Source organism: Thermoanaerobaculia bacterium (assembly GCA_035717485.1).
Taxonomy (GTDB): Bacteria; Acidobacteriota; Thermoanaerobaculia; order UBA5066; family DATFVB01; genus DATFVB01.
This window is the reverse complement of sequence record DASTIQ010000231.1, coordinates 1-4,032: the sequence shown is the minus strand read 5'-3', so window position 1 is coordinate 4,032 and position 4,032 is coordinate 1. Positions and strand designations below refer to the sequence as shown.

Sequence of the window (4,032 nt, the reverse complement as noted above, 5' to 3'; positions counted from 1 at the left end):
CGCCGGGCGCACGGGCCCCGCGGCCGCTCACTTCCCGATTCTCGGCGTCCTTCCCGGGGTCCACGGCGCCCCGGCGTCGTCGAGCTCGCGGTTCAACCCGGCGAACTCCTTCGCGCGCCAGTCGGTGTACGACGCGATCTGCTCGGCGAGCAGTTTTTCGGCGGCCGCCATCTGATCGAGGTCCGTCTTCGTCGGGGCCGCGGAAGCGAGCCGCAGATCGTCGGCGACCCGATCGACGCGGTCCGCGATGGCCGGCGGGGGATTGAGCGAAGCGAGCTTCGGGTCGCCGACGAGCGCCCGGCGAATCGTCTCGAGGCGCATCCGCGCCGCGCGGTAACGGTCGCGCAGTCCTTCCGGCGCGCCGGGCGTGTCTTCGATCGCCGCCGGGACCTTTTCGAGATCGCTCCACGCCTCCTCGACCGACCGGACGGCTCCCCAGGCGGCGTTCTGGAGCGGGCGAAGGCGGGCGAGCGCCTGGTGAAGCGCCTGGCGATCGCCCGGGGAGAGGGCCGCGTCGGCGTCCGTTCGGACCGCGAAGGTCTTGCGGCCCGCGAGTGGCTCGGTCTTTTCGTCGACGCGCAGCGCGAGGCCCACCGAATAGGTTCCGGGGAGGACGAGCGGGCCTTTCGGCGCCGGGTTCCACTCCTCGTTGGGCTCGCCGGGCCGGCGGTACGGCGGCGCCATCCGCATGTCCCAGGCGACCCGGTGGAACCCCGCCGACGCGGGTCCTTCGATCGTGCGCACCGGCTTCCCCGACTCGTCCAGGACGGTGAGGACCGCCGCGGGCTTTTCCGGCTCCTCGAGCTCCGCCGACGTCCGCGGGTTCGCGGCGCGGATCGCCTCGTCGAGACTCATCGCGGACGCGTCCTTCGCGCCGTCCTTCTTCCTGCCGGCGTCCGCGTCTTTCTTCCCGGCGTTGGCCGCCTCGTCGAGCCGCTTCTCCGCGTCCTTGCGCCGCTTCTCGGAAGCGTTCTGGAGCTCGTCCTTCAGGTAGTACGTGAAGACCGCGCCGTACGGCGGGTTCTCGGCGTAGAAGAAGTCGTCTCCCTGATCCCCCTTCGGGAACGCGCCGCGCGGCCGGCTCGGGACGTAGAGCCGCGCGTCGGCGGCGCCGACGAGCGCGGCCCGCCCGGACAGCGTCGCGGCGGGGAGCTTCTCGATCGGCGAGATGTCGTCGTAGACGTAGAAGCCGCGGCCGAAGGTCGCGAGGACCAGGTCGTGCGTCTCCGACTGGACGACGATGTCGAGCACCGGGATCGTCGGGAGGTTGGGGAGCTTCGTCCAGTGCCCGCCCCCGTCCCGCGTGAAGAACCCGCCGAATTCCGTTCCCGCATAGAGCAGGTCGGCGTCGATCGGGTCCTCGGTCACCACGTAGACGGGCGAGGTCTTCGGGAGATCGCCCTCGATCCCTTTCCAGGTGCGCCCGCCGTCCGCGCTCCGCAGGAGATGCGGCGCGAAATCGCGGTTCTTGTGGCCGTCGAACGCCGCGTAGACGACGTCGTCGGCATGGGCGGAGGGAGTCACGCGCGAGACGTACGTCATGTCGGGGACGCCGGGAAATTTGTCGATCGCCCTCCAGTGCGCGCCCCCGTCGTCGGTCGTCTGGATCCGGCCGTCGTCGGTCCCGACCCAGAGCCGGCCTTCCTTCCTCGGCGATTCGGCGAGCGCCGAGACGTTCCCGAAGTACGCGATGCCTTCGTTCTTCGCGACCGCGTTCCTTCCCCAGAACCGGCCCATCATCGGAAGCGTGTCGCGGTCGATCCGCCGCGTGAGGTCCGGTCCCAGGCGCTCCCACGAATCTCCGCGGTCGCGGCTGCGAAAGAGGAAGTTCGCTCCGAAATAGATCGTGCGGTGGTCGTGCGGCGAGACGATGATCGGGGCGTCCCAGTTCCAGCGGTAGGCCTCCTCGCCGGGAGCGGGCTGCGGCACGATCCCGATGCGGCCGCCGGTGCGGGTGTCGAACCGGACGAGGCCGCCGTACTGCGATTCGCTGTAGACGGTCGTCGGGTCCTGGGGATCGACCTGGGCGAAGAACCCGTCGCCGCCCACGGTCACGTACCAGTCGGCGTTGACGATCCCGGAAGCGCTGTCGGTCGCGGAGGGTCCCCCGACCGTGTTGTTGTCCTGCGTGCCGCCGTAGACGAAGTAATGCGGCTTCCGGTGATCCACCGCGACCCGGTAGAACTGCGTGACGGGCATGTTGGCGGTGAACCGCCAGCTCTCGCCGCCGTCGTACGACTCGTAGATCCCGCCGTCGCAGCCGGCGCGCAGGTGTTCGGTTCGCGCGGGGTCGATCCAGACGACGTGCGTATCGCCGTGCTTGGCCTTCTCGTTGAGGTGGCGGAACGTCTTTCCGCCGTCGTCGGAGACGAACATCCCCTCGCCGACGACGTAGACCCGGCCGGGGGCTTTCGGGTCCGCGGTGATCTGGCTGTAGTACCAGGGAGTCGGGTTCAGGTCGTTGCGCTTGTCCCAGGTCGCTCCCCCGTCGAGCGAACGGAAGACGCCACCCTTCTTCTCCGACGCCTCGACGGTCGCGTAGACGACGCGCGGATCGGCGGGGGAGACGGACAGTCCGATGCGGCCGAGATCCCGTTTCGGGATTCCGTTCATGATCTTGTTCCAGCTCTTCCCCGCGTCGCTGGATTTCCAGATCGCGCTCTCGGGTCCGCCGCCGACGAAAGACCACGCCCGCCGCTCGCGCTGGTAGGCCGTCGCGTACACGACGTCGGGATGGACCGGGTCGATGACGACGTCGGCCGCGCCGGTGTGTTCGGAGACGAAGAGGACGTTCTTCCAGGTCTTGCCGCCGTCCTCGGTCTTGTAGACGCCGCGCTCCGGGGTCGGTCCCCAGAGCGACCCTTCGGCCGCGACGTAGACGACGTTCGGGTCGTAGGGGTCGACGGCGATCCGGCCGATCCGCTCCGAGTTCTTCAGGCCGACGTTCTTCCAGTTCTTCCCGCCGTCCACGGACTTGTAGATCCCGTCCCCCCACGAGACGCTGCGGGTGCTGTTGCCTTCCCCCGTTCCCGCCCAGATCACCGAGGGATCCTTCGGGTCGATCGCGAGAGCGCCGATCGAGAAGACCGGTTCGTGCTCGAAGACCGGCGCCCACGTCACCCCGTCGTTGATCGTCTTCCAGACGCCGCCCGACGCGAGGCCCGCGTAGAAGAGGTCCGGGTTCTCCGGGTCGACGGCGAAGGAAACGACGCGTCCGCCCGTCATCGCGGGCCCCAGGGCGCGGGGGACGAACCCGGCGAACGGATCCTCCGCGGCGCAGGCCAGAGCGGCGGCGACCGAAGCGGCGGCGGCGAGCAGGAAACGCGGGAACGTCTTCATCGGGCAACTCTCCTTCGACGGTCCGGTCATTCTACGAAAACCGGTTCCCGGAGGGCGCGAAATCGCGGGCGGTATAGAGTCTGCCTCGGGTTGGCCGAAAGCGGGTGATTCGTTGACGCGTGGAAGAGTGGTCGTCGTGGAGGACGATCCGAACTATCGGGAGGTCCTCGCCGGGGCGCTGACGCGCGGCGGGTACGAGGTGCAATCGGCCGCCGACGGCGCCGCCGGGCTCGTGCTGATCCGGAAGTGGTGTCCCGACGCGGTGCTCCTCGACTGGGTGCTTCCGATCCTGGACGGCGGCGCGCTCACCCGAGCGATCAAGAGCGACCCGGCGCTCGCCCGAGTCTTCGTGATCATCGCCTCCGCGCGCGGGGAGGGGCCGATGCGCGCGGAGGGAATCGCGATCGGTGCCGACGACTACCTCGTCAAGCCCGTCGACGTCGCCGAGCTCCTCGCCCGCCTCCACGGCGGGCTGACGCTGCGCCGCCTCCAGGCCGAGCTCGAGGAGAAGAACCGCGAGCTCGCGCGCCTGGCCTCGACGGATCCGCTGACGGGCCTGCCGAACCGGCGCTCGTTCGACGCGAACCTCGAACGCGAGTCGATCGGCGCGAAGCGTTACGACGACGCCCTGTCGCTCGTCCTCCTCGACGTGGACGAGTTCAAGGCCGTCAACGACCGTTTTGGGCACGACGT

The 4,032-nt window shown here is 69.6% G+C and carries 2 protein-coding genes; one reads left to right on the top strand and one right to left on the bottom strand.

From position 1 onward, the window contains the following. Positions 1 to 27 precede the first annotated feature (27 nt). Positions 28 to 3,339: a glycosyl hydrolase gene (locus VFS34_12440; GenBank protein ID HET9795259.1), complete on the bottom strand. Its 3,312-nt coding sequence runs from the start codon at positions 3,337 to 3,339 to the stop codon at positions 28 to 30. A 112-nt stretch (positions 3,340 to 3,451) separates the two neighbouring features. Here VFS34_12440 and VFS34_12435 point away from each other — a divergent pair. After that, the coding region (locus tag VFS34_12435) for a response regulator (GenBank protein ID HET9795258.1) at positions 3,452 to 4,032 on the top strand (581 nt) is incomplete at its 3' end.

Excerpts from the sequence above, each read along its gene's own strand:
- VFS34_12440 (HET9795259.1), bottom strand. The coding sequence starts at position 3,339 with ATGAAGACGTTCCCGCGTTTCCTGCTCGCCGCCGCCGCTTCGGTCGCC.